Source organism: Gracilibacillus saliphilus (assembly GCF_010994085.1).
GTDB lineage: Bacteria > Bacillota > Bacilli > Bacillales > Amphibacillaceae > Gracilibacillus > Gracilibacillus lacisalsi.
Genome location: NZ_WJEB01000047.1, coordinates 1 through 23,575, shown reverse-complemented (window position 1 = coordinate 23,575; position 23,575 = coordinate 1). Strand labels below are relative to the sequence as shown.

The 23,575-nt window shown below is 36.7% G+C and carries 24 protein-coding genes and 2 pseudogenes; 6 read left to right on the top strand and 20 right to left on the bottom strand.

Features of this window, described 5'->3' with window-relative positions; genetic code table 11:
• Nucleotides 1-8 precede the first annotated feature (8 nt).
• The 9 genes from GHT08_RS20560 to GHT08_RS20520 all read right to left on the bottom strand — a co-directional run bounded on the left by GHT08_RS20560 (nucleotide 9) and on the right by GHT08_RS20520 (nucleotide 9,389).
• Nucleotides 9-1,007, bottom strand: coding sequence for a substrate-binding domain-containing protein (locus GHT08_RS20560; protein ID WP_163583263.1), 999 nt, complete (start codon nucleotides 1,005-1,007; stop codon nucleotides 9-11).
• Between the two features lie 197 nt (nucleotides 1,008-1,204).
• On the bottom strand, nucleotides 1,205-1,762 hold the full coding sequence (locus GHT08_RS20555; protein WP_163583262.1) for a hypothetical protein: 558 nt from the start codon (nucleotides 1,760-1,762) through the stop codon (nucleotides 1,205-1,207).
• Between the two features lie 237 nt (nucleotides 1,763-1,999).
• Nucleotides 2,000-2,806 (bottom strand): phosphonate ABC transporter, permease protein PhnE, encoded by an 807-nt coding sequence (phnE, locus tag GHT08_RS20550; protein WP_163583272.1) that lies wholly within the window; start codon nucleotides 2,804-2,806, stop codon nucleotides 2,000-2,002.
• A 15-nt stretch (nucleotides 2,807-2,821) separates the two neighbouring features.
• Nucleotides 2,822-3,637 (bottom strand): phosphonate ABC transporter, permease protein PhnE, encoded by an 816-nt coding sequence (gene phnE, locus GHT08_RS20545; protein WP_163583261.1) that lies wholly within the window; start codon nucleotides 3,635-3,637, stop codon nucleotides 2,822-2,824.
• On the bottom strand, nucleotides 3,630-4,412 hold the full coding sequence (gene phnC / locus GHT08_RS20540; protein ID WP_163583260.1) for a phosphonate ABC transporter ATP-binding protein: 783 nt from the start codon (nucleotides 4,410-4,412) through the stop codon (nucleotides 3,630-3,632). Before phnC ends, phnE (GHT08_RS20545) begins: the two co-directional genes overlap by 8 nt.
• Before the next feature lie 86 nt (nucleotides 4,413-4,498).
• Nucleotides 4,499-5,599: a PhnD/SsuA/transferrin family substrate-binding protein gene (locus GHT08_RS20535; RefSeq protein ID WP_163583259.1), complete on the bottom strand. Its 1,101-nt coding sequence runs from the start codon at nucleotides 5,597-5,599 to the stop codon at nucleotides 4,499-4,501.
• A gap of 180 nt (nucleotides 5,600-5,779) precedes the next feature.
• Complete coding sequence (locus GHT08_RS20530; RefSeq protein ID WP_163583258.1) at nucleotides 5,780-6,766, bottom strand: ring-cleaving dioxygenase; 987 nt, start codon at nucleotides 6,764-6,766, stop codon at nucleotides 5,780-5,782.
• Nucleotides 6,767-7,082: 316 nt separating this feature from the next.
• Complete coding sequence (nadE, locus tag GHT08_RS20525) at nucleotides 7,083-7,913, bottom strand: ammonia-dependent NAD(+) synthetase (RefSeq protein ID WP_163583257.1); 831 nt, start codon at nucleotides 7,911-7,913, stop codon at nucleotides 7,083-7,085.
• An 18-nt stretch (nucleotides 7,914-7,931) separates the two neighbouring features.
• A complete protein-coding gene (locus GHT08_RS20520; RefSeq protein ID WP_163583256.1) occupies nucleotides 7,932-9,389 on the bottom strand; it encodes a nicotinate phosphoribosyltransferase in 1,458 nt (485 codons plus the stop codon).
• A gap of 251 nt (nucleotides 9,390-9,640) precedes the next feature.
• On the opposite strand from GHT08_RS20520, the gene GHT08_RS20515 reads away from it, so the two are divergent.
• The 4 genes from GHT08_RS20515 (at nucleotide 9,641) to GHT08_RS20505 (ending at nucleotide 13,313) form a co-directional block, all read left to right on the top strand.
• Nucleotides 9,641-10,525: a TIGR01777 family oxidoreductase gene (locus tag GHT08_RS20515; RefSeq protein WP_163583255.1), complete on the top strand. Its 885-nt coding sequence runs from the start codon at nucleotides 9,641-9,643 to the stop codon at nucleotides 10,523-10,525.
• A gap of 144 nt (nucleotides 10,526-10,669) precedes the next feature.
• Complete coding sequence (locus tag GHT08_RS20510; protein ID WP_163583254.1) at nucleotides 10,670-11,842, top strand: TraB/GumN family protein; 1,173 nt, start codon at nucleotides 10,670-10,672, stop codon at nucleotides 11,840-11,842.
• A 114-nt stretch (nucleotides 11,843-11,956) separates the two neighbouring features.
• Entirely contained in the window at nucleotides 11,957-12,082 is a 126-nt protein-coding gene (locus GHT08_RS22450) for a hypothetical protein (RefSeq protein WP_018932177.1), read from the top strand.
• A 415-nt stretch (nucleotides 12,083-12,497) separates the two neighbouring features.
• The gene (locus tag GHT08_RS20505; RefSeq protein WP_163583253.1) at nucleotides 12,498-13,313 is read left to right on the top strand and encodes a CAP domain-containing protein; all 816 of its coding nucleotides are present in this window, start codon (nucleotides 12,498-12,500) and stop codon (nucleotides 13,311-13,313) included.
• A gap of 68 nt (nucleotides 13,314-13,381) precedes the next feature.
• On the opposite strand, the gene GHT08_RS20500 is transcribed toward GHT08_RS20505, so the two are convergent.
• The 6 genes from GHT08_RS20500 to GHT08_RS20475 form a co-directional block, all read right to left on the bottom strand.
• A complete protein-coding gene (locus GHT08_RS20500; protein ID WP_163583252.1) occupies nucleotides 13,382-14,053 on the bottom strand; it encodes a DUF1129 family protein in 672 nt (223 codons plus the stop codon).
• Nucleotides 14,054-14,383: a PadR family transcriptional regulator gene (locus tag GHT08_RS20495; RefSeq protein WP_163583251.1), complete on the bottom strand. Its 330-nt coding sequence runs from the start codon at nucleotides 14,381-14,383 to the stop codon at nucleotides 14,054-14,056.
• 130 nt (nucleotides 14,384-14,513) lie between these two features.
• Nucleotides 14,514-15,389: an ABC transporter ATP-binding protein gene (locus GHT08_RS20490; protein ID WP_163583250.1), complete on the bottom strand. Its 876-nt coding sequence runs from the start codon at nucleotides 15,387-15,389 to the stop codon at nucleotides 14,514-14,516.
• Complete coding sequence (locus GHT08_RS20485) at nucleotides 15,386-15,787, bottom strand: GntR family transcriptional regulator (protein ID WP_163583249.1); 402 nt, start codon at nucleotides 15,785-15,787, stop codon at nucleotides 15,386-15,388. Before GHT08_RS20485 ends, GHT08_RS20490 begins: the two co-directional genes overlap by 4 nt.
• A 17-nt stretch (nucleotides 15,788-15,804) precedes the next feature.
• On the bottom strand, nucleotides 15,805-16,581 hold the full coding sequence (locus GHT08_RS20480; protein WP_163583248.1) for a hypothetical protein: 777 nt from the start codon (nucleotides 16,579-16,581) through the stop codon (nucleotides 15,805-15,807).
• A gap of 18 nt (nucleotides 16,582-16,599) precedes the next feature.
• The gene (locus GHT08_RS20475; protein ID WP_163583247.1) at nucleotides 16,600-17,082 is read right to left on the bottom strand and encodes a small multi-drug export protein; all 483 of its coding nucleotides are present in this window, start codon (nucleotides 17,080-17,082) and stop codon (nucleotides 16,600-16,602) included.
• Nucleotides 17,083-17,289: 207 nt separating this feature from the next.
• Here GHT08_RS20475 and GHT08_RS20470 point away from each other — a divergent pair, with 207 nt between their 5' ends.
• Nucleotides 17,290-17,742, top strand: coding sequence for a DUF2243 domain-containing protein (locus GHT08_RS20470; RefSeq protein WP_163583246.1), 453 nt, complete (start codon nucleotides 17,290-17,292; stop codon nucleotides 17,740-17,742).
• Nucleotides 17,735-18,538, top strand: coding sequence for a cytochrome c oxidase assembly protein (locus GHT08_RS20465; RefSeq protein WP_163583245.1), 804 nt, complete (start codon nucleotides 17,735-17,737; stop codon nucleotides 18,536-18,538). Before GHT08_RS20470 ends, GHT08_RS20465 begins: the two co-directional genes overlap by 8 nt.
• 60 nt (nucleotides 18,539-18,598) lie before the next feature.
• Here GHT08_RS20465 and GHT08_RS20460 read toward each other — a convergent pair whose 3' ends face one another.
• The 5 genes and pseudogenes from GHT08_RS20460 to GHT08_RS22635 form a co-directional block, all read right to left on the bottom strand.
• Nucleotides 18,599-20,002 carry a sugar porter family MFS transporter gene (locus GHT08_RS20460; protein ID WP_163583244.1) on the bottom strand — a complete coding sequence of 468 codons (1,404 nt, stop codon included), beginning with the start codon at nucleotides 20,000-20,002 and terminating at the stop codon, nucleotides 18,599-18,601.
• Nucleotides 20,003-20,384: 382 nt separating this feature from the next.
• Nucleotides 20,385-20,526, bottom strand: a pseudogene (locus tag GHT08_RS22640) (glycoside hydrolase N-terminal domain-containing protein); the annotation flags it as partial.
• Nucleotides 20,527-20,557: 31 nt separating this feature from the next.
• On the bottom strand, nucleotides 20,558-21,490 hold the full coding sequence (locus GHT08_RS20450; protein ID WP_163583243.1) for an aldo/keto reductase: 933 nt from the start codon (nucleotides 21,488-21,490) through the stop codon (nucleotides 20,558-20,560).
• Nucleotides 21,480-22,328 carry an amidohydrolase family protein gene (locus GHT08_RS20445; protein WP_163583242.1) on the bottom strand — a complete coding sequence of 283 codons (849 nt, stop codon included), beginning with the start codon at nucleotides 22,326-22,328 and terminating at the stop codon, nucleotides 21,480-21,482. The genes GHT08_RS20450 and GHT08_RS20445 overlap by 11 nt, the downstream gene beginning before the upstream one ends.
• Nucleotides 22,329-22,440: 112 nt before the next feature.
• Nucleotides 22,441-23,450 (bottom strand): annotated as a pseudogene (locus GHT08_RS22635) (zinc-binding alcohol dehydrogenase family protein).
• Nucleotides 23,451-23,575 lie beyond the last annotated feature (125 nt).

The window sequence follows — 23,575 nt, the reverse complement described above, 5'->3', positions numbered from 1 at the left end:
TCCATTCTTTAATCTACAGGATAGTAATCACTAACATTGTCTTTTGTTACAACTGTTATACCTGTATCAACATAACGTGGCAGGTTCGTTTCTCCATTTAAATCACCTGCTAAATTATGTTGAAGATGAAAGAGAAACTGCAGGGACCAATACCCCATTTCCCACGTCCCTTGCGCCAACGTTGCAGAAATTACCCCTTCTTCAATCATATCTAGGGTACCTTTATCTGTATCAAAGCTGATAATATGGAGGTCACCTTTTCTTTGTTGGTCTAATACTGCTTTACCTACGCCAACGCCACCATTTGCCTCTGAAGCAAAAATACCTTTAATATCCGGATATTCTCTCAATAATTCTTCTGAAACTTCTTTCGAGATCATCTGGTCCCCACGACCATTTTTCACATCAACCACTCTCATCTTCGGGTATTCATTCTCAATAGTCTCTCGAAAACCTTGTGTCCGTTCCAGATGGTTTAATTGATTGGGATGTGTCACTACACCAACTTCACCAGATTGATTTAATAATTCCGCCATTTTGTGTGCCGCTGTAACACCAGCATAATGGTTATTCGTTCCTAAGAAAGCATATGCCTGACTATCTGGTGCATCTGCATCAAACATGACAACAGGAATTCCAGAATCTACTGCTTTATTAATGACAGGGTTTAATGCTTCAGGATCCATCGTAGAAACAGCAATACCCGAGGGATTTTTGGCAATAACTTGTTCTAACACCGTAATTTCTTCATTCACATCATATTGTGTTGCTCCGCGATATTCAACAGATACATTAAGAGCCTCTGCCGCATCCTCAAACCCCTTTAATGGCCTCTTCCAGTAATCAATTCCAGCCTGAAACGTCACCATCACATAGGTTTCGTCAACCGTACCCCTCAACTCATGCTCCGACCAATCGTTATTCGTCGTTTCACTTGTTTGATATTGATATACGTACAGAACAAATAATCCAATTAAGACTATATAAACAAACAATAACTTTTTCATCTTGTAACCCCTTTCAAAATAAAGCATAGGGTTTTTTTTCTGGTTAAAGGATCAAGTAAACTTTTTTACCATATCGATTGTACTAAAATTGTAAAGGATTTCAAGCTATTCTTCAATAATATTTTCTGGACATTAATTAAGTATAGGACCAAATACAATAAAACTATCGCTTCGATGATTTTAATACTGGTTATCCATCAATCTTTGGCTTTGCTTTTTCTATAATCAGTATAGACTTTTTCGATAAGACCGATCGCATCTTGTCTCCAATCCTTTTGGCCTATTAATACTTGACAAGAATAATCTAAATCGATATTAGGATAATGGTCTAATATATTTAGAAATTGTATTTTTTCGTTCTCGCTGTTAAATATAGAACAAGGAAGGCGAAGTATTTTTTTTGCTTCTCTATCTTTAAGCAAAAAGTACGAGGTTTTGCTCAATACTCCATCATTATGCGAAGAGCTAGTTTCCTGCTCCACGAACTTAATATTATTATAATAAACTAGATATGATTGAATATAACCTTGATATAACAGGCATTCTTCATCAAGTTCGAGTTTTTTACGATACCCTTTTAATAAAATAATTCCACCAATTGTGATATAAGCAGCAATAACAATCCAACCTTTTGGGTAAAAAGCTTCATCATAGATATACACAAGTGCATAAATTAATATAGTACAGGCTATTGATAGTATAATGAATTTAGACCATGTAAGGGAATGCGATTGTCGATATGTTGTTTTTTCCATTGTATCCCTACTTTCTTTATCAATTTCTCAAAAAGATATAGTTAGATTAACAAAGCATGTATAAACAGGACTATATAAACGCTAGCGATTTAATTTATATAGTCTGATTATTTGACAGGCGATACTAGTAATAAAGGGAAAAGTAGATGCTCGATTTTCTATTATCATATCTTGTGCAGTCAGTAATAGCAATGAAAAGTAAAAAGAGCTCGGATCAGAATCCAAACTCTCATTAGCCTATCCACGAACTAATCTATTCCGCATCTGGTTTGACCAAAGCTCTACAATAAATATTAATACTACAAGACCAATTAATATCGAACCAACCTCATTCCACCTGTACGCATTCATCGCAAAAATTAACGGTGCACCGATACCACCTGCACCAACAAGTCCAAGAATCGATGCTTCCCGCAAGTTCATATCAAATCGGTAAATCCCTATAGATAAAAACATTGCGATTAACTGTGGAATAATACCAAATCTGATTTTCTCAAGTGTCGTACAACCTATCGACGTCATCGATTCAAAAATACTCGTATCTAAGTCTTCAATTGCATCAACAAAAAGTTTTGCAAGCATACCGATTGAAACTAACGAAATTGTTAACACACCAGTAAAGGGGCCTTGTCCAGCTACCCGAACAAACATTAAACCATAAACCAACGAAGGAACTGTACGAATGAAAATTAATAATAACCTTGTTATAAATGCCACAGGCTTTGGAACCACATTGGATGCAGATAAAAAGGCAAACGGAATTGCTAAAATTGCACCAAGAATTGTCCCTAAAAAAGCTATAGCGATCGTTTCCACTAATAAATATATGACACCCTGTGTGGTAAAATCAAACAAGAAATCTAAATCTGGCGTGACAATACCCATAAGAATGTTTTTAGCAATCGCCCAACCACTTTCCTCCATACTTCCAAAATCTATAACAAATAATGACCAAATTATTAAACCTAGTAAAACAGCGGAAATAACATAAATATAACTGTTCTTTCTCGGCTTTGCATATAATTGTTTTTCGATAGCATTCATCATAAGTCAAGCCTTTCATATCAACTTTTTTCTGAAATATTCACTAGCCGTCTCAATCAAAAACACCGTAATAGCTAGCATAAGTAATATCATTCCTACACTTGCATAATCGCGCCAGCCTAGACCCTCATCTAAGAGTAAACCGATTCCGCCAGCACCTACATAGCCTAAAATTGCCGCATAACGTACATTTCCTTCAAAACAAAACAAGGAAGTGGATAAGTAGTTAGGCAATACTTGCGGAAAAATTGCATAACGAAATGCTTGTATTCTCGTAATTCCGATCGATTCCATCGCCTCAAAAGCACCCATACTAGCATTCTCAATTTGCTCATACAATAGCTTCCCTACATATGCTAGCGTAAATAGAAAAATAGCAATCGTACCAGCTATTGTTCCTAAACCGAAAATAAATGTTGCAATTAAAGCAGTAACTAAAGTAGGCATTGTCCTTAATATACTTAAAAATATTCGTGCAACCATAACGATTATCTTGTTCTTGATTATATTGGAGGCCGCTAGATAAGCGATAGGTACAGCAACAAATGAACCTAACACAGAACCAAGGATCGACATCATGATGGTATCCAATAAAGGCTGCCATAGATGAGGAAGGTATTCCCACTTAGGAGGAATCATTTCATTTATAATAACGAAAAACTCATGACCTCGTTTTACTAACAAACTAAACTCAAAGTTAGTAAACCTTATCGATAAATAGACTGCAATGAGAACCATAATAAAAATCAAAGGAGTACGTGATCTTTTTTCCGAAACAGCCTTACCATTAGGTAATACTACTTGCTTTGGTGGAAAAATCTTATCAAACATAGGCACCTTCCTTATACATTTCCTGTTTCACTTCGCCCACCTTACCTTGATAAATATAGTCTAATACTTTATCTGTTACCTCATTAGCAGGACCATCGTAAACAATTTGCCCTTCCCTTACACCGATAATTCGATTCGCATATTCGAGTGCCACTTCTACATGGTGAATATTCAAAAGTACGGTCATGTCCATCTCTTGATTAATACGCTTGAAATCATCCATTACTTGTTTAGATGTAACCGGATCTAATGATGCAATTGGTTCATCAGCAAGAAGGATAGCCGGATTTTGTGCCAACGTTCTTGCTAATGCCACACGTTGCTGCTGTCCCCCGGATAACTGATCAACACGAATATAGGCCTTCTCTAAAATGCCAACCTGATCTAGGGCAGTCAATGCTAGTAGTTTATGCTCTTTACTAAATATCCCAGTCAGTTTTCGCCAAAAAGATAGCTGCGGTACAAAAGAAACTAATACATTTTTGATTACAGTAGTACGTGTGATTAAATTAAAAGATTGAAAGATCATACCAATCTTCTTGCGGAAATTGCGAATTTCTTTTCCTTTTAATTTCCTGACATTAGTGCCGTCCACGACAAGAGATCCACTCGTAATATCGTGCATTCTATTAATACATCGAATCAGCGTAGACTTACCTGCACCAGATAAACCAATGACCGCCACAAACTCTCCTTTTTCGATCTTTAGATTAATATTTTCTAATGCTTTCACTTTATTAGGATATACTTTATCTACACTCGTGAATTCAATCATTTCTATCGCCTTCCTTGTGAAAAATGAGAACATCAAAGAATGATGTCCCCATTTTTCCTTCAATATTATTTAAAAAAGGTAGAACATTAATCTAATGACTGCACCATTTCTTGTGCTTCACGCTCTTTGTCATAGTCTGAATCTTTTGCTTCTTGATAACCTTGATGGTTGTAAATAGAGATGACTTCTTTTCCTTCTTCTGTTTCCGCAATATTCATAAATGCTCGTTGAACAGCGGCTTTTAAATCATCATCCATCTTATCGGAATTTTTACTTACACTGATTGTGTCGTTGTAGATACCAGAAGTTACACCAATGACATTTGTTTCATCCCAAATTGTTCCTTCTCTATTAAATTCGGATTGCCATGCTTCTTCATTGTCTCGTCTAGCATCTGCATATGTTACCATTACATCAATTTGTCCTTCAGCTAGTCTTGCAAAAGCACTACCATAGGAATCTACTTTTGCTTTATTTGGCAGATCTGCAATTGTAAGATCAAAGTTATCTTTCAACCATAAAGATGGATAAATATAACCTGCTGGAGATGATGATGACATTACTGCCCAGTTAGCACTTTCCATATCTTCCGCTGTAAGCTTTTCCCCGCCGTTTACTTTGTCCGCTAATTCCTGACCTTTTTCAGAAGGACCAGCAATCATCAAAGCACGATAGTAAGTTACTTGCTCATCACTATCTTCTGTTGGTTTATTCTCATTCCAGTCGCTTGCTTCATCTGAGTCATTATTCAATCCTGCGCGAGTTGCTGTCAAAATAACTTCCGCTCCATCGTCATACAGTACATATGTACCACCAGGAATAAGACCGATATCTGTTGTACCTGCAGAAAGAGCTTCCCCTACCGCTTCATAATTGGTACCAACAGTAATATCCACTTCTCCTATTTCATAACCCAAAGTTGCCATTTCTTCTTTTAATAAATCTTTCAAAGGTTCTGTTGCTGTTACAATCTCCTCTGGATCACGTGAAGGTACAAAGCCAATGGACAATGTATCGATTGATTGTGTTGCTTCTTCCTCGGTATCTTCACTTGCCTCCACACTATTTTCTTCCACATCATTATCTGTCTCTATTGCTTCGTCTGTAGAGCCTTCTTCTGAATCTCCACAAGCAATTAGGGTTGCAGCTAATAATGCCATCACTAAGAAAAGCCATATTTTTTTCATTTATATCCCCCTAATAATTTCAAAAAATGAATATCTACTTATTAAAGGATAAATGTCGAATATTAACCTAGTAATAAATTATTGTAAAATTATGATGAATTTTCCTAAAAAAGGGCGCATATAAAAGAATAATGACGTTTCTCCATGTAAAAAGACCAAGTACTAGTACTTGGCCAAACTTTATTCCATATATTCTTTTTCTATTTGTTTCGTACTTCTTACCGTATCAATATAGCGAACCATTCCTTCAATTTCTTCCCGTTTATCTTCTAAAAATGGTGGTAAAGATAGCTTTTCACCTAATGTTTCATATGGTTCATCTCCCATAAAACCTGGACCGTCAGTAGCTAATTCGAATAAAATCTGCGGTGCGACCCTGGCATATAATGATTTAAAGAAGAAACGATCGACATATCCAGAAGTCTGAAAACCAAATCGGCGGTAATGCTCATCCCATTCGTGCAATGTTTCAAGATCATCAATCCGGAAAGCAGCATGATGTACGGTTCCATAACCTTGACGCGCCATAGGTAAGACAACATTCTCTTCCACAATGACCTGTGCTCCATTTCCGCCTTCACCCACTTCAAATAAGTGAGAAGAACCTTCCTGATCTATTTCGGAAAACAGCAAGACTTTTTCCATGACTTGCTTGAAATATTTATAATCTTGAATACGAACAAAAATCGGACCTAAGCCAGTGATCGCATACTCTAATGGAATAGGACCATCTTGCCATGGAGTACCAGATGCAACTCCTTCATTATTTTCGTCTGAAATTAACTGGTATTGCTGATCATCAAAATCAACAAAATTAATTACTTTTTTACCGAATTGTTCTTTAATGCCATCATGTTTTACCTCTAGCTTATCAAATCGTTTTACCCAGTAATCAAGGGCAGCATCTGAAGGAACACGAAAAGCAGTACGATAGATTTCATTTGTACCATGAGAACCTTTCGGGATACCAGGAAAGTCAAAGAAAGTCATGTCTGTTCCTGGACTACCTTTATCATCTGCGAAAAACAAGTGATAAGTTTGGATGTCATCCTGGTTAACAGTTTTTTTGACTAATCTCATACCTAATACATACGTAAAAAATTTGTAATTCTCTTCTGCACTACTTGTTATAGCTGTTACGTGATGAATACCTTTCAAGCTGTTCATATTATCATCTCCTATAATTAGGGAATGTTATTTCGAATTCGAGATAAATATAACAGAGAGAATCGGGAAAATCAATTAAAAATACTTCACAGTTAGCTTTAGCTATGGAGCGGACATTTATTCCGTTAGTTTAGGTGAAATACATATTTGAGGAGTGCCTTCGGACATCTGTTCCGTTATTTAGGCAAAAAGCATGGAATTTGCGGCTAATATTGCAATAACGGAGTGAATGTCCGCGAACCTTCTCAAAATTGCAGTTTTGTTACAAATAACGGAACAGATGCCCACTTCTCCCTTGCTGGAAGAGATTCACTGTTTAGCTTTTCCACCAATCATCAAATACTGTAACAGGTTCCTCCCGTTTATGGCGTGTTTTCAGGAACCAGTTTTCAATTGTTTCTGCATCTTTATCTGACACTTGTTTACCTTCTAAATAGTCATCTATTGCGTCGTACGTCACACCTAAAGCTTCTTCATCCGGTAATTGCGGGCGGTCCGTTTCTAAATCTGCAGTAGGCGTTTTCTCATATAGACGCTCTGGACAACCGAGCATCTTAAGAATTGCTTTTCCTTGGCGCTTATTTAAGCGATATAATGGCAAAATATCTGCTGCTCCATCCCCATATTTCGTAAAGAAACCAGTAACTGCTTCTGCAGCATGATCCGTACCAACGACAACGCCATTACATGCAGCCGCAATATCATATTGCACTTTCATACGTTCACGTGCTTTGGTATTTCCTTTGACAAACTCACTAATATCGCCGATTTCCTTCTCAACTGCTGCTTCACTGGCATCAACAGCCGCCTTGATATTCACACGGACCGTTCGACTAGGCTTAATAAAATCAAGGGCAACGAGACAGTCGTCTTCATCAGCTTGCTCTCCGTATGGTAGGCGAACTGCGATAAATGTATACTCTTCTTCACCTAGTTCTTCATTCAATTCATGTATTGCCGTTTGACAAATATAACCTGCTAACGTCGAATCTTGACCACCAGAGATCCCTAATACAGTACTTTTAAGAAAAGAATGTTTTGTTAAATACGCTTTGACAAAGTCGACACTACGACGAAATTCTTCTTGTGGATCGATCTCCGGTTGCACTTTTAAAGTTTCAATAATTTCTTTTTGTAAAGAACGCATATATATGTCCCCTTTCCGTTATTCAACCTTCTGTTTAACTTTTGCCTTAATGTCGCGTATCAAGTTCATTTTATTCTCCCAACATGCTTCACTTAAATCAACTGGATACTCTTCCGGTTTCATTGTTCGTTTGTACTCTTCCCATAAAAGCTTCATATTGCTAGCTGTGTAATTCTGGATCTCCTCTAAGGATGGGCTTTGGTAGTTAATGTTGCCATCTACAACAACCTCCTCATGTAGATCCACAGCTGTAAAATTAGTTACAAACTTACTAATATAGGTATGCACTGGATGGAACATTTTCAAACGCTCTTCTGCTTGTGGATTCTCATGCTCTAATGCGATATAGTCTCCTTCTGAATGACGATTTTCATTATTAATGATCCGGTAGACCTTCTTACTTCCTGGCGTTGTAACTTTTTCCGGGTTAGCAGAAATCTTAATCGTATCAATCATTTCACCATCTTCTTCAATAGCTACTAATTTATATACACCACCTAATGCTGCTTGATCATATGCCGTAATCAACTTCGTTCCAATACCATAAATATCGATTTGTGCGCCTTGTGCCTGCAGGTTTAGTATCGTGTATTCATCTAAATCATTGGATGCAATAATTTGAGCATTAGGAAATCCTGCATCATCTAACATTTTTCTCGCTTTTTTTGATAAATAGGCCATATCCCCACTATCTAAACGAATACCTTGGAAATTTATTTGATCACCAAATTCTTTCGCAACACGAATGGCATTCGGGACACCAGACCGTAATGTATCATAAGTATCAACGAGAAAGACACAATTTTTATGTGTGCTGGCATATTTTTTGAAGGCAGTATAATCATCTCGATAAGCCTGCACCATTGAATGAGCATGGGTTCCGGCGATCGGTATCCCGAACAGCTTTCCAGCTCGGACATTACTTGTAGCAGAAAAACCACCGATATAGGCTGCTCTTGTCCCCCAAATGGCAGCATCCATCTCATGAGCACGTCTTGTTCCAAATTCCATTACGGTACTGTCGCCTACCACATGTTTAATCCGGGCAGCTTTTGTTGCTATCAATGTTTGGTAATTCACAATGTTAAGCAAAGGAGTTTCTATTAATTGCGCCTCTGCTAAGGGGGCTTCGATTCGCATTAATGGCTCATTGGCAAAGACAATCTCCCCTTCTTTCATCGAACGTATCGTACCTGAAAACTTCATATTTCGTAAATAGTCAAGAAAATCCTCTTCATATCCACCAATTTCTTTTAAGTAGGTTAAATCACTTTCCGTAAAACCAAAATTTTCAATAAAATCTAATACACGATCTAATCCGGCAAAAACAGCATAGCCATTATCAAAAGGAAGTTTGCGAAAATACAATTCAAATATGGCTTTTTGATTTGCTTTGCCATCACGCCAATAAGTTTCTGCCATATTGACTTGATACAGGTCAGTGTGTAGCATTAAGCTATCGTCTTCATACGTCATTGTTGTTCTCCTCCAAATTCTGTTACTCTTGCTTCCCAAGTATGTTCAGTCTTTCACTCTTATATGCAATAGTTGTCATCACTTTCTTTACCTATAGTTTAACCCTTCCATACATTTATGTAAAAAAGAATACTTATTAAAGAACCTATTTAACTGTTAATTATAACAAATCGATGAACAGTTGTCAGAAGAATTTTACAATACTGACCAATTTGGTATGATGGAAAAAATGAGTACATAGGAGGAGTTGGATGACAAATAAAGTAGTACTTGCAGGTGGTACAGGGTTTATCGGCCAGTATTTCCAACAGAAGTTCGAAACACTCGGATATAAAGTTATCCTAATTGCAAGGAAAGCGCCTGCCATTACATGGAATGATCATGAGAGCATGATTGATGCTTTAGAAAATGCTGAAATGGTTATTAATTTAGCAGGAAAATCCGTAAATTGCCGTTATCATGAACAGAACAAAAAAGAGATTCTGCAATCTCGAACAGGTACTACGAAGTTGTTAGGAGATGCCGTAGCAGCTTGTGAAAACCCTCCAAGACTTTGGGTCAATGCTAGCACGGCTACGATTTATCGGCATGCAGAAGATCGGCCGATGACAGAAACAGATGGTGAAATCGGAACAGGCTTCTCTGTCGATGTTGCAACGAAATGGGAAAATACTTTTTTCCAGTGCAACACACCCCAAACACGGCAGGTAGCATTAAGAATTGCGATTGTATTAGGCCCTGATGGCGGTGTTATTACACCTTATCAAAACCTAGTAAAATTTGGCCTCGGTGGCATTCAAGGAAATGGTAAGCAAATGTTCAGTTGGATTCATGTCGAAGATCTATTTCAAATTATTTTATTTCTGAACAAGCATGAAGAATTGGAAGGAGTATTTAATTGCTCATCACCTAACCCAATTCCAAATCATCATTTAATGAAGGTATTACGGGAGCAGTTGAACCGACCTGTTGGTTTACCAGCACCAACTCCTTTGTTAGAATTAGGTTCGTTTTTTCTACGAACAGAAACGGAGTTAATCTTAAAAAGCAGATGGGTAATACCCAAAAGATTACTGGATGCCGGTTATACCTTTCGTTTTCCAACAATTGAACAAACATTAGCAGACATACTATAAAGTTTATTTTTGAAATATCAGCATTGTTAGTATGTTTTTTGCTAATAATCCGCTATACTAGAAATAGTCGTTTAGTTTCGCTAACCCTTGTTGGGGGCAAGCCCCTACTAAGGGAAGTCTCACTTTAAAAGGTAGGAATCGTGCATGACGGATCATAATGAAAATATTACGAGAATTGAATTAGACGGAAAAGAATACATATTAATTGGAACTGCTCACGTATCAAAGCAAAGCGCAGAGCAGGTTAAACGAGTAATTGAACAGGAACAGCCTGATTCCATCTGTGTCGAATTGGATAAACAGCGTTATCAATCCATCGTCAAAGGTAGTACCTGGCGTGACATGGATATATTCCAAGTAATAAAAGAAAAAAAAGCTACTTTATTATTGATGAATTTAGCTATATCCTCTTTTCAAAAACGGATGGCGAAACAGTTTGGTATTAATCCTGGACAAGAAATGATTCAAGGAATCGAATCAGCAGATGAAATAGGTGCAGAATTAGTGTTAGCGGATCGAAATATCCAAATCACCTTCGCGCGAATTTGGCGCAGTATTGGTCTGAAGGGGAAAATGATGCTTTTGACACAAGTATTAGCTGGCGTTTTCTCTAAAGAATCAATCTCGGAAGAAGAACTGGAAAAAATGAAAACACAAGACTCCATTGATAGTGTGTTACGTGAGTTTTCGGAAGCTTTTCCCCGTCTTAAAAAACCATTAATTGATGAACGAGACCAATATTTAGCACAGAAAATTAAAAAAGCACCTGGTGAGAAAATCGTGGCAGTTTTAGGCGCTGCCCATGTTCCAGGAATCACAAAGGAAATTCAAAAAAATCACGACTTAAAAAAATTAACGAAATTACCTCCAAAGTCGAATGTACCGAAGATTATTGGGTGGTCCATACCCTTAATTATTATTGCGTTAATCGCATATACCTTTTGGTCCAATCCTGTAGCAGGTTGGCAGCAAGTAGTCAGTTGGTTAATTTGGAACGGAGGCTTTTCTGCATTAGGTGTAGCTTTGGCGTTCGGTCATCCTTTATCGATTTTAACCGCATTAATTGCTGCGCCGATTACATCTCTCAATCCCTTGATAGCTGCCGGTTGGTTTGCAGGGTTTGTACAAGCACTAGTGAAAAGGCCTCACGTTTCCGATTTTGAAGCTTTAGCAGATGACGTTCACACGGTAAAAGGGTTTTGGAACAATAAAGTTACTAGAATATTGCTGATTATAGTTTTCGCCAACCTTGGTAGTACACTAGGAACCATTATTGCAGGGACAGATATTGTTCGATTATTTATTAATAATTTATAGGTAAAAAGGACTTTTCTTTGCGAAAAGTCCAATTTTTTTCGTTATAACTAGAACACATGTTCGTTTTTGTGGTATACTATAGACAACCCTCTACATAGAAAGGGGGTGTGGAATATGGAAGTGGTGCTAACTATTATTGGGTTAGCTGTTGGTATCATGGTTGCTTGTATCAATTTAGTAACAGCGATCATGAACTTTAAAAGGCATAAGAAAAAGGATCACCGCTCTGCCAAGCGATGATCCGAGTAAAAGCCACACGAGTGTGAGGATTATTCCTCGCACTCACTCCATATTCTACTTTCATTATACAAGAAATATGTATGATATGTAAACGAATATTATTCGCAATTTCTGGCTTTTATAATGCCACTCCATATTCTTTATGGCAGCTTGTTATATTTTTGCATAGTTTGTCATATATGCAATAAATCAGTAACAAAATGTCATAATATTCGCGTTCCCCAAACTTGTCAATAGCATTTTCCGATTATATTCTTCTATTTTCACCATTTTTTTCCTGATACCTTTTTAATAAAACGGCTTGATCAACTAATTCCATTATCGCTTTTAACTACTGGTAAAATAATCTATAAATATTACAAAAAATCCATGCTATGATGTAATCGTAAAACAAAGACAAGGAGTGGATCACTTTATGATAAAGAAACTATCAATGACGCTTCTACTAATTGGAGCGCTAGTAATGACAGCAGGTTTTTCATCTAATTCAACATTGTATGCTAAGCAACATGTGCAAAGTAATAATTTTCAATATGTTTCAACAGATAAATTCTCTGAATCTACTATACAAGAGCTAATGGAGAAATGCTTTGGTAATGCCAATGTTGAAGTAGAGAAACAGCCAGAGCAAAACGAGAATCAAAAAGAAGTGGAACAACCAGAAAAAGAGCAAACACCTGCTGAAGAGCAACCAGAAGAAGAACATTCAGAAAATAATAACGAAAATGAAGCATCAGCAGAAGTACCGGTTGAGGAAGAAGAAACTCAACAAGAAACACCTGCTAAAGAAGATAATGCTCAAGAAAATATAGAAGAGCAAGAACAAACAACAGAAAATAATCAAAATGCTGATATTAGCGAATTTGAACAAGAAGTTGTTGCATTAACAAATGAAGAGCGTCAAAAACAAGGATTACCGGCATTGGAAATCGATGCTGAGTTAAGCAAAGTAGCTAAACAAAAATCAGAAGACATGGCTACAAATGGTTACTTCAGCCATAACAGTCCGACTTACGGATCTCCTTTTGATATGATCCAACAAGCAGGTATCGATTACCGCACTGCTGGTGAGAATATTGCTAAGGGGCAACAAACACCAGAAGAAGTAGTAAATGCTTGGATGAATAGTGAAGGCCACAGAGCAAACATCTTAAATGAAAACTTTACTCATATCGGAGTTGGATATGTCGAACAAGGGAATCATTGGACACAACAATTTATTGGTAAATAAGTAACGGGGATCTTTTCCCGAATCTGCAAACACCTAGAGAATATGTATTTCTCTAGGTGTTCTTCTATTTAAGCTTTTCTCTTAAACACATTCCCTAACAGATAGAAGCAAATACCGATTAGGATGAGCCAGTATAACTCGATTGTTATGGACGGTCCAAAAGATGGCATAAAGTAGAACAATGCCAAAAAAATACAAAATGGCAAAGTCCCAAAGACTATTCCCGTAACCAAGAGTTCAAAGACCTTTGATACATTTCTAAAACAAGTCCAACTAATATATCGGATAACACCACAAACGACAAGAAATGCAATCCCTAATGATAATAGCGTATTAACAGACAAGGTTCCGATATAATACGTTTCATTCGATTCCAATTGGCCAAATCCATAAGAAAGAATTGAACTAACTAAACCATTAACAAATGTTGCTACACCTAGAAAATAAAACACCCCCATAAAAAAGAGCATGATTACTTTCTTCGTAATGACTTGTGGCAATTCACCAACTATTTCATCTGCATACTGTTTTGGATCTGTTCCAAACAACTCAGAAGCATCTTTCCCTTCATGTTGTAATATTAACAAATGATCCAGCAGTTCCATTAATACCTCTTCCGTTTCAGCTTCTGACTTCTTATAAGACAGACGAACATACATCAGCATATCTTCATATATTTTCTTATTTTCTTTGTTCAGCAGCTTTCTTTTTTCATTATTCTCTGCAATTAAGCTTTGCATTTAGATTTCCTCCTTATCACTTAATAATTGATCAACTGGTTTCTTTACATTTTCCCAATTCTCCCGAAAAGCAAGTAAAGATTCATGTCCTGCGTCTGTTAATCTGTAATACTTTCGATTCGGTCCACTTGGTGATTTTCTCAATTCACCTTGAATTAATTTTTCTTTTTGCAATCGTAATAAAATTGGATATATCGAACCTTCGCTGACATCCAAACCATTTTGTTGCAACTTCATCGCCAGTTCATAGCCGTATACTGTTTCCCTTGCGATAATTGCTAAAATACACCCTTCTAATATTCCTTTCAATAATTGACTTCTGATTGCCATCTCATCACCTACCTTGTATTGCAAGTTACTCGAGTTAAAAAAGAACAAGATCCAGTATCTTGTTATGCAATATAGTTGTATTATATAAGCCTTCCGTTTCTTTAGCAAGAAAAAACTCCTGAAAAGTATCTCAGGAGTTTGATGAAGGTTGTAAAATATATTCCAAGATCTCATGTAATTCTAGACGTTTAACTTGGTTAATCTCTATTTGCTGTTGTTGCAGTTCTTTTTCTAGTTCTAAAAGTTGGTTGGTTACAATTTGAGTTGGGCTCTCTTCTATTTGCCAGACCCTATTGTCATCTTTGAAATGAGCCGGGAAATCGGATAACCATAGTCTTGCCCAGCGATTTTGGAGCTCATCCTTTTCAAACATATCTTTGATCTCGCCATTATCTAACAAACAAATATAATCGCACAATTGCTTGACTTCCTCCTGCAAATGAGTAGCCATGACAATGGTGTGGTCACCATCCTCCATAAACTGTGATAAATCTTCGCGCATTCGTTGTTGGGATATCAAATCTACACTAGCTGTTGGCTCATCTAATATTAAAAGCTCGGGATGATGTGCCATTGCTAAAACAAATTCTACTTTTTTCTTTGTCCCCATGGAACAATGAGCGAATTTCTCTTTCCGATTAATATTATACCGTTCAGTCAACAAAGTATAATATTGCTGATCCCAATTACGATACCAATGTCCAACAAGTTCAGCCAGTCCGTCAACTGTTAATTGTTTAAACGCCTCATATAATCCCCCGCCTGCAAATCCAATCCGCTCTTTCACTTGAACTTCATGTTGATTTATATCCATTCCTAGTACTTGAATACTCCCATTGTCAGGGTTTCTTAACTTCATGATCGTCTGTAATAACGTACTTTTCCCTGATCCATTCGATCCTAGTAATCCAATAACCATACCTTTCTCCACTTTTATATCAAGTGGGCCCAGTTTAAAATTATTATATGTTTTTACCAATGATTGAATCTCCACTGCAAGGTTCATGAACGATCATCTCCTCTCTCAAGGTCATCAATTACTTTATCACATATTCCTCTTAGCTGTGTGAGTGAATAGCCCATCCATTTACTTTCTTCGATCGCTTTCTTCAATATGGAATAGACAATCTCTTCTTTTATTTGATCCTGGGTATTCGACCCCAACGCCTTTACAAAAGTTCCTTTCCCTTGCACTGTTTCGATAAATCCTTTGTTCTCAAGATCTTGATATGCTCTTCTGGTTGTAATAACACTACAAGATAAGTCATGTGATAAAGCCCGAATGGAAGGTAGTGCCGCACCTGCCTGCAGTTGCCCACTAACAATTAGCCTTTTAATTTGTAGTTCAATTTGATAGTAAATAGGTTCTTTACTATCATCTGATACTACGATTGGTAGCTTCATTCACACTCACCTTCCATCTACAGATAATCTCTTTCCGAGAGTCTTTTATTTAATAACTTCGCCATTGTGATAACTCCCAATATACCACAGGTAAGGGAAACAATCACAGGAATAACAGGTGCTCTTGTCAGAAGTAAAATGGTCGTATTTACAATACTCGTATTCCAGACTTGATGGACAAGAAATAAAACCAGAATTAAACAAACCATCATGATAAATGAATAAATGTATAACACTTTTCCATTTGTACCAGATTCAATATACGGATTTAAACTACCTATTACTAATGCATAACCAATCCAAAATAAAACGAAAGCTAGGAATTGATGATACTCAAGGTGAATGAAGATTGAATTTGGCACACTAACCGTTATCGTTAAATAGAACGCTACCGAAAACAGTACAAATATAACGAGCATAAATAATATTCGGCTTAACGTCAGAACTTCCGTGGCTACAGGTAAAGAACGATAAACGGCCAATCTTTTTCCAAATGGATCTTCTTTAATCGCTCGAAGACTTACATATGGGCCCCACATAAAAAGTGCTGACAAACAAGGGGTAAACCCAAGGAAAATTGCATCAACAAGAATACTATCAATATAAACAGTATGGCCTTCAAAAACTAGCCGACTACCATATATATCCGCATCTTCAAATAAATTAATTATATTTAAGTAAAAAGTTGGTGTAATAATTATTCCGATAAAAATCGTGAACAGCAAAGTCAAAATAATTCCAGGAATTTGCATCTTTAATTCTCTTTTCGCTATCCACCAAGAATTTTTCCACATCTTATATCCACCTTTCACTTATTGCTCTTCGAAAAATCTTTCGATAAATGGATTTTCCACATTCATAAATTCAAATCCTAATGCTGCTAGTATTCCTAATAATAAACTCCACCCAACAATACTTATTGTCATCCATACTGTTACTTGTCTCTTGGTACCTCCGAAAACTAAACATAAAAACGCACTAAGATGACTGCCAATCAAGAATGGACCAATTAGCGTCAGACCTGGAAGTCCATATTTTTTCCAAATGTTTTCAGCTTTCGTAGCTTTTTTATTAGATTGTTGATTCTTTTTCCTCCTCCACTGTTTTATTTTGTTAATAAATAAAATAACAAAATAAACCGTTATAAGATTCCCTAATACAGCCATTATAAAGGTTGGAACAGGTGATAGTCCTGCCACTACCGCTATAGGTGTAAGATATACAGCTTCCACAAAAGGTATCGCTGCCAACAAGAAAACCAAGATATACGCCCAAATCAATTCCATGAATTCCATTTTTTCACCTCAAATTGTTATAGTGTTTATATCAATATATACAGTATAACATTTTTTGTTTCCAGTCAAGACCATTTTTTTACTTATGAATGTAAAGGTCAGGTATCTTCCTTAAACTATAGCTTAATTGATTTTTGATTATTTTCTACTCATTTAGGATAAACTAATATCCAACTAATCAATTATGATTACCTAAGGGGACTCGCTATGAATAATGCTTATGCTAACTATTCAAAACGCAATTTATGGTCCGGCATCTTGTTTGGGCTTGGTCTCGTTGCTTTTATAGATGAAACAATCTTTCATCAGCTATTAAACTGGCATCACTTTTATGATAAATCGACAACGAAAATCGGCTTAATATCTGACGGTTTATTCCATGCTTTTAGCTGGTTTGCTACCATCGCTAGTTTATTTTGGTTTGCAGATTTGCGCCGGCGTAAGAAATTAATGGTTAGTAAATGGTGGGGTGGTGTTTTATTAGGTGGTGGGGCATTTCAATTATATGACGGAATTATACAGCACAAACTGCTGCGCATCCATCAAATTAGATATGTAGACAACGTGATCATTTATGATCTAGTATGGAATATTATTGCCCTTCTCATGATAGTAGTTGGTCTATTCATGATAAGAAAAAGAGGTGATAAACATGCATGAACATGACCAGCATGAAATGGAAATAGTCAGTATAATTTCACCATTCATTTTACCTTTGCCTTTTATAACTGGGCTGATTATTTACTTTCTAGCAATCATTATATCTTACAAAAAACAAAGACCATGGCCGGTCTATCGAACATTATATTGGATGATAGGTAGTAGTTTCGCCATAATTGCAGTTGTCGGTCCATTAGCTGAACGTTCTCATGTCGATTTCATCGCTCACATGCTGACCCATTTATTTCTCGGAATGGTTGCTCCTCTACTGATGGTCCTAGCAGCACCTATTACACTGGTTCTCCGTGCACTATCTGTTCAACATGCAAGGTTGCTAACAAATTGGTTAAGAAGCAGATTTATTCGTATCATCTCTGATCCTGCGATTGCTTCGACGCTTAATGTTGGTGGATTATGGCTTTTATATACTACCAAACTATTTGCAGCAATGCATGAGAGCTTAATATGGAATGTAGTCATCCATCTTCACATATTTTTAGCCGGTTACCTATTTACCTTGTCGATGATCTATATTGAACCGACCCCACACCGTAAGAGTTATCTCTATCGTTCTATTATGATGGTACTCGCTTTAGCGGGTCATGGTATACTAGCTAAATATCTTTATGCAAACCCTCCCGTTACGGTATCCATCCATGAAGGAGAAATAGGAAGTATGATTATGTATTACGGAGGAGATCTAGTCGATATGATAATCATGATTATCCTTTGTTGGCAATGGTATAAAGAAACTCGCCCACGTATACCTGCAAAGCTAGGAGATCTACATACATAATAAAGCAAGCCGACCAAAGGCATTTGATAACCTCGAGTCAGCTTGCTGTTTCTTTGTAAACTACGCCATTTCTTCTTGTACTTTTTCTTCTTTCTCTACTTGTTTTTTGGATTTCCATAGTTGGCCAATCTCTTCCAATGTTTTGTTCTTTGTCTCTGGAACAATTGTCATCACAAAGATGAAGCAGATAACATTGATGACAGCGAACATCCAGAATGTAAATGAGCTACCCATGTTATTAATGAGTACTGGTGTAAATTGACCAATTGCCCAGTTTGCTCCCCATAAGAAGATTGTTGCAATTCCTACTGCTTTTGCACGTAAATGGTTCGGGAAAATTTCTGGAATCATAATCCACGGAATTGGTCCCATCGACACACAGAAGGAAGCAGTGAAACCTGCAATCAAAATAATCAATAAAACGCCTGAACTTGCTGGTTCAAAGTAGAAGACACTTCCAATTAAGAGCATGAAAATTGCCATTAAACTAGAACCAATTGCCATCAATTTCTTTCTGCCAAGCTTATCTATTAAAAAGATTGCTAGAATTGTAAAGACAACTTGTACACTACCAATAATACTTGTCGCTAAAAACTCTGTATTGTTTTCAAAACCGACACTACGGAAAATATCCGGACCATAGTAAGTTACTGCATTCATCCCGATTACCTGGTTAAATAGTGCAAGGAAAATACCGACGCCCATTGCCATTCTTAATCCAGGTTTTATAAGTTCTTTTACAGAACTGCTTTGTTCCACTTCGATGGAAGCTTTGATCTCTTTTGCTTCTTTCTTGGCAACTTCATCACCATTAATTCGTTTTAAAATATGAAATGCCTCTTTGTCTTTTCCTTTTTGAATAAGATATCTTGGACTCTCTGGAATAAAGAATAAAAGGAACAAGAAAATAATTCCTGGAATTGTTCCGTATCCTAACATCCAGCGCCAGCCTAGTTCTAATCCCCATTCATGTGTACCACTATTTGCTACAAAGTAATTAATGTAGAATGTGGCACAAATACCGAAGATCGTGAATAACTGATACAATGAGCCTAATCGTCCACGAATTGCTGGTGGAGCACATTCACTGATGTAGGTAACCGATAAAGCGGATGCAAAACCGATTCCAAGTCCACCTAAAATTCGAGCTAGAACTAATGTTGTTACATCTATCGCAAAAGCTGAACCTAATGCTGAAATGATGAAAAAGATAGCAGACATCATCAATAACTTTTTACGTCCCCAACGATCACTTAAAAATCCGGATAATGCAACCCCTGTGACACCACCAACCATGACACATGAGATAACCCAACCTTCCATCGCTGGACTTAAATTATATATTTCCTGCAAATATCCGATTGCACCGGAAATCACAGCGGTATCAAAACCGTATAAAAGACCTGCCATACCAGCAGATGCTGCAATTAAAATAACATACCAAAGTGAATGTTTCTTTTCCATGATAAATCCCCCATTATGATAAATTTGATATCGTTTTCTTTTTAGCTAAGTTAGAACCTTTTTTTGATCCGCTTTCATTGCGTAATAAAGGTTTATAACTTTAAGATATTTATAATTTATCATGTATACACTTTCATAGGAGCATCATTATCTTCACTTTTTTGTTATTTGCTAGATTATTTTGTTGTAAGGGGTGGAATTTTGATGAAATATTAAATGCTGAGTGGAAATCCTCGCTTTCTAGCATTTTTCATGAATCTTCATCAAACGACAAATTTTCTACTTTTAAATATCTCATGAAAGCAGATGATCCGTGTTAAGTAATTCAAATACAAAAAAAGCTATCTTATCCTTTTTGAAAGGATAAAATAGCTTTTCTAGCCTTTGCACCTTGATTGTTCCCATCACGAGGGTAACCAGACCATAATGTATCTTCATTTAATTGTAAATGCTCCAATTCTGTCATTGCCAATTGGCAACGCATCCGTCCATTTAATTGCTGGTTTATCGTATTGTAGCTTCAATCAAATGTCCCCTCCTACGAGATATAATTTTTTAAACAATCCATTCACTATTTCCGCTTGGCCATGTCTTGTTATGAACAGGCTTTAATATCTCCAGTACATCTGCTAGTAACTCTTGATCAATTGGTTCTTCTGCCCATTTTATATTTTTGGTAATGTTCTTCTTACTTGCTGTACTTACTAATGTAGTTGGAATTCGTTTATCTTGAACCGCATACTGAATGGCTAGCTTTGCTAAATCTTCACCGTTTCGCTCACAAAATGCTGCTGCTTTTTTGCAAGCTGTCCTAATCTCCTGGTCAGCTGGATGCCAATCAGCTACAGACCTTGAGCTTAATAATCCCATTGATAAAGGGGAGGCGTTAATTATTCCTACATTCTTTTGCTCTGAAAGTGGAAGAAGGGATAAAAGCGACGTATCATTCAAAGAAAAATGACAATAAGATAAAATAACATCTAATTCGGTCTTGGCGAGTACTTTTTCAAAAACTGTTAATGGCAATCCAGACACACCAAAGAACCGAATTTTTCCTTCTGCCTTCAATTGTTGTAATGCCGGAATGCCTTCCTCCATCACTTGGTCATATGATCCAAACTCAATATCATGGAGAAGGAGAATATCTACATAATCTGTCTGCAATCGCCCTAGACTTTCCTCCAAGCTAGTCATGATTCGTTTCTTCGTAAAATCAAATAATTTTTCTCCGTAGCGTCCCGCCTTGGTAGATAAAATAAATTGATCACGTGGTATGTCTTTTATCGCTCTACCAAGAACTGTCTCTGCTTTTGTTAACCCATAATAAGGAGAGACATCGATCAGATTAATCCCTTGATCCACCGCTGCATGAACAGACTTAATTCCTTCCGATTCATTAATATTCCGAAATACAGAACCCAGTGAGGATGCTCCATAACTAAGAATCGATACATCTAATCCTGTTTGTCCTAATTTTCTATATTTCATCCAATGCCTCCTCAATTTTATAAAACTTCAGCGCATTCTCACCGAAAATGAGTGCTTGCTTCTTTTCTGACAGTTGATCTGGTAATGTCTCTTTTAATAGTTGATAGACTTCATCATAACTTGCCGACAATAAACATACTGGCCAATCACTTCCATACATAATTCGATCAACACCAAATATCTGCACAATATGATGAACATAGGGAATAAAATCTTTTTTTTGCTGATTTTTGTTATCTACTTCAGTTACCATTCCAGATAATTTACAATACATATTAGAATGTTTTGCAATTTCTTTCATTTGGCTTTTCCAAGGTTCTAGCTTACCCTGTGCAATGTCCGGTTTCGCAATATGATCGATCACGCCTCGTATCGATACTTGTTTCAATAGTTGAACGACTGCAGAAAGCTGCCCAGCGTGGACTAGCAAATCAACTGGAAGATCGATTTCTGCAAGATAAGAAAAAGCATCAATATACTTAGGGGCTAAAATGATATTTTCATCTGGCATATCTTGAATCATTATCCGTACCCCAACAAATTTAGAATGATTTAGAAATCGCTCTAACTGTTCCTTATAAGCAGGGTCCTCAAGATCAATCCAACCGACAACCCCAGCAATGGTTTCTGATTCATCACTAAGCGAGAGAATAAAATCTGTTTCTGCTATGGTTGGTGCCGCTTGCACAACAATCGTTTTATCAATATTGTTCTTTATTAAATGTGGAACTAAATCTTCTTCATAAAAATCACGATAAAGAGCTGGAATCTCGGGTGTAATCCAACCATAATCATTTCTATTAATCTTCCAATAATGCTGATGTGCGTCAACTCGCATCGAATTTATCTCCTTTCCCATTAATTTTCTATTCAAAAATAACACCTTTTTTCAAAATAATATTTGCGTAAGTGCTTTTCTTCAGTTCCTACATTTATTAAAAATAATTAACTTATAACTCAACCATTGCTTTAAGGACATTAGGCTCTGGCTTTAACCATTCTTCAAAGTGTTCTATTGTCTGATTAAAACCAGACCGATTTGTGGTGTATTCGCTTACAATAATCTTGTTCTTTCGAATGGATTGCACAACATATTCAAAATCAGACTTTGTTGCATTTCTACTCGCCATTAATGTCAATTCTTTCGAATGAAAAGCGGGATGAAAAGGTTATATCTTCCTTTACCAGTCCTACTTAAATTAATTTTCCACCATTTGCAGGATAATGAAATGCGTCTGTCATTGATGTGCTATTTTCGGTAGCATCAAAAACCACGGTCGGCATGTCTCCATTCGTTATTTCCTCTAAGGATTTTAAAGGAGAGTCTAATGCATTTACAATGTGGTCTACATCGGCCCAATCATGACAAAATTTCAATCTTTCCGTATTGATATCCATCGCTATCACTTTGGCTCCCTTTATCTTTGCAAATGCCATTACCCCTAACCCAATAGGACCAGATCCAATCACAAGGACACATTCATCTTTTTTAATATTAGCTCGTCTGACAGCATGCGCACCAATACCAAGTGGTTCTATAACTGCCGTTTGATCTAAGGACAATCTTTCAGTCTTAATAAGATGATCGTATGGGACTGAAATCTGTTCACACATGCCACCATCAATATGAACACCCAACACTTTCATTTGTGTACAGCAATTTGTTTTTCCATTGCGGCAAGCGATACACTCTCCACATTCTATATAAGGGATAATTGAGACTTGGTCTCCTTGTTTTAAATCGAAGGGGTTGTCTGTCTTCAACAGATTCTATTACCCCAGCTAACTCATGTCCTAAAATTCGTGGATATTGATGGTTGATTCCCTTTAAACGCGTGTAGATCTGTACCACATATTCCAATTCGTTTAATATTAACTAGCGCTTCCTGTTTTTTGGTTTCGGCGGATCTGTATTTTTCCACTTAAACTTTCCTGGTTGTTCACAAATCATACTTTTCATATTAGCACCACTCCTATAGAGAGATTATATTTATCATATCAGCAGTAATTTGAAATAAAAATTGCATTTTTTGCTTTTTTTATACTCTTTTTTGATTTGAACTACCCCCACTTAACCTCCTTTCA

Coding starts and splice junctions, on each gene's coding strand:
- GHT08_RS20490 (WP_163583250.1), bottom strand. CDS start 15,389: ATGAACCTTGCAGTGGAGATTCAATCATTGGTAAAAACATATAATAAT.
- GHT08_RS20465 (WP_163583245.1), top strand. CDS start 17,735: ATGCATGAACATGACCAGCATGAAATGGAAATAGTCAGTATAATTTCA.
- phnE (WP_163583272.1), bottom strand. CDS start 2,806: ATGAATGCTATCGAAAAACAATTATATGCAAAGCCGAGAAAGAACAGT.
- GHT08_RS20450 (WP_163583243.1), bottom strand. CDS start 21,490: ATGAAATATAGAAAATTAGGACAAACAGGATTAGATGTATCGATTCTT.
- GHT08_RS20505 (WP_163583253.1), top strand. CDS start 12,498: ATGATAAAGAAACTATCAATGACGCTTCTACTAATTGGAGCGCTAGTA.
- GHT08_RS20445 (WP_163583242.1), bottom strand. CDS start 22,328: ATGCGAGTTGACGCACATCAGCATTATTGGAAGATTAATAGAAATGAT.
- GHT08_RS22450 (WP_018932177.1), top strand. CDS start 11,957: ATGGAAGTGGTGCTAACTATTATTGGGTTAGCTGTTGGTATCATGGTT.
- GHT08_RS20515 (WP_163583255.1), top strand. CDS start 9,641: ATGACAAATAAAGTAGTACTTGCAGGTGGTACAGGGTTTATCGGCCAG.
- GHT08_RS20475 (WP_163583247.1), bottom strand. CDS start 17,082: ATGGAATTCATGGAATTGATTTGGGCGTATATCTTGGTTTTCTTGTTG.
- GHT08_RS20510 (WP_163583254.1), top strand. CDS start 10,670: ATGACGGATCATAATGAAAATATTACGAGAATTGAATTAGACGGAAAA.
- GHT08_RS20535 (WP_163583259.1), bottom strand. CDS start 5,599: ATGAAAAAAATATGGCTTTTCTTAGTGATGGCATTATTAGCTGCAACC.
- phnC (WP_163583260.1), bottom strand. CDS start 4,412: ATGATTGAATTCACGAGTGTAGATAAAGTATATCCTAATAAAGTGAAA.
- GHT08_RS20500 (WP_163583252.1), bottom strand. CDS start 14,053: ATGCAAAGCTTAATTGCAGAGAATAATGAAAAAAGAAAGCTGCTGAAC.
- GHT08_RS20480 (WP_163583248.1), bottom strand. CDS start 16,581: ATGTGGAAAAATTCTTGGTGGATAGCGAAAAGAGAATTAAAGATGCAA.
- GHT08_RS20520 (WP_163583256.1), bottom strand. CDS start 9,389: ATGACGTATGAAGACGATAGCTTAATGCTACACACTGACCTGTATCAA.
- nadE (WP_163583257.1), bottom strand. CDS start 7,913: ATGCGTTCTTTACAAAAAGAAATTATTGAAACTTTAAAAGTGCAACCG.
- GHT08_RS20560 (WP_163583263.1), bottom strand. CDS start 1,007: ATGAAAAAGTTATTGTTTGTTTATATAGTCTTAATTGGATTATTTGTT.
- GHT08_RS20495 (WP_163583251.1), bottom strand. CDS start 14,383: ATGGCAATCAGAAGTCAATTATTGAAAGGAATATTAGAAGGGTGTATT.
- GHT08_RS20470 (WP_163583246.1), top strand. CDS start 17,290: ATGAATAATGCTTATGCTAACTATTCAAAACGCAATTTATGGTCCGGC.
- GHT08_RS20460 (WP_163583244.1), bottom strand. CDS start 20,002: ATGGAAAAGAAACATTCACTTTGGTATGTTATTTTAATTGCAGCATCT.
- phnE (WP_163583261.1), bottom strand. CDS start 3,637: ATGTTTGATAAGATTTTTCCACCAAAGCAAGTAGTATTACCTAATGGT.
- GHT08_RS20485 (WP_163583249.1), bottom strand. CDS start 15,787: ATGAAGCTACCAATCGTAGTATCAGATGATAGTAAAGAACCTATTTAC.
- GHT08_RS20555 (WP_163583262.1), bottom strand. CDS start 1,762: ATGGAAAAAACAACATATCGACAATCGCATTCCCTTACATGGTCTAAA.
- GHT08_RS20530 (WP_163583258.1), bottom strand. CDS start 6,766: ATGAACAGCTTGAAAGGTATTCATCACGTAACAGCTATAACAAGTAGT.